Below are 1,091 nucleotides of genomic sequence, written 5' to 3'. Positions count from 1 at the left end.
TCTAATTTAGATTATAAATTTAACTATGAAGATGGAGTGAAAAAAGCAGAAGAAGTTTTAGCGATATTTGGTAAAGAATATAAAGGAAAAGTTAAAGCAGCTTTTGAACAAAGATGGATTGATGTCGAAGAAAATATCGGAAAACGTTCGGGTGCTTATTCAGGTGGATCTTATGATACCAATGCTTTTATGCTTCTAAATTGGCAAGAAACGTTAGATGATCTTTTTACTTTAGTTCATGAAATGGGGCACTCAATGCATAGTGCTTTCACGCGTGAAAACCAACCATATGTTTATGGGGATTATCCAATCTTTTTAGCTGAAATTGCCTCAACTACAAATGAAAATATTTTAACTGAAACTTTATTAAAGGAAAGTAAAGATGATAAGGAGCGCTTCGCCCTTTTGAACCACTGGCTTGATAGTTTCCGTGGAACTGTTTTCCGTCAGAGTCAATTTGCCGAATTTGAACAAAAAATTCATGAAGCAGATGCTGCCGGTGAAGTTTTAACAAGTGAATACTTAAACTCACTTTATGGCGAAATAAATGAAAAATACTATAATTTAGCAGTCAAAGAAAATCCAGAAATTCAGTATGAATGGGCTAGAATTCCGCATTTTTATTATAATTTCTATGTTTTTCAATACGCAACAGGTTTTGCTGCGGCAACTTTCTTAGCTGAAAAAGTTGTTCATGGTTCAACTGAGGATCGTCAAAAATATCTTGAATATTTGAAGGCAGGTTCCTCAGCTTATCCTTTAGAAGTAATTGCCAAAGCTGGAGTTGATATGGAATCTACCGATTATTTAGATGCTGCCTTTGAGCTTTTTGAAAATCGATTGAGTGAATTAGAAAAATTAGTTGAAAAAGGAGTCCATCTTTAAAAATGGTTGAAACATATAAACGTACAAGTAACCCCATGATGAATCGACCAGTTGTCAAAGCAGAGTTAGTAGAATGGATGCGTTCAAGTCAAACACAAATAACCGGAGAACTTGCTTCATTAGCTTCTGTACCAGTTTTAACCCGACTTTTTCCCCTTGTTTAAGTAGAAGATGATGAATTTTAGGAGCACCATAGATTCCTCGGT

At 34.8% G+C, this 1,091-nt stretch carries 1 protein-coding gene and 1 pseudogene; one reads left to right on the top strand and one right to left on the bottom strand.

Going from position 1 to position 1,091, the window contains the following annotated elements; genetic code table 11:
* Window positions 1–885, top strand: an 885-nt coding sequence (locus tag ABZ857_RS44345; RefSeq protein ID WP_357056997.1) for a M3 family metallopeptidase, incomplete at its 5' end; no start/stop codon positions are given.
* Between the two features lie 111 nt (window positions 886–996).
* Here the strand turns inward: ABZ857_RS44345 and ABZ857_RS44340 are convergent.
* Window positions 997–1,091, bottom strand: a pseudogene (locus ABZ857_RS44340) (IS3 family transposase); the annotation flags it as partial.

This window comes from Microbispora sp. NPDC046933 (assembly GCF_040644635.1).
GTDB lineage: Bacteria > Actinomycetota > Actinomycetes > Streptosporangiales > Streptosporangiaceae > Microbispora.
Note: the sequence above shows the minus strand (reverse complement) of the source record. Positions and strands in the feature narration are given on the sequence as shown.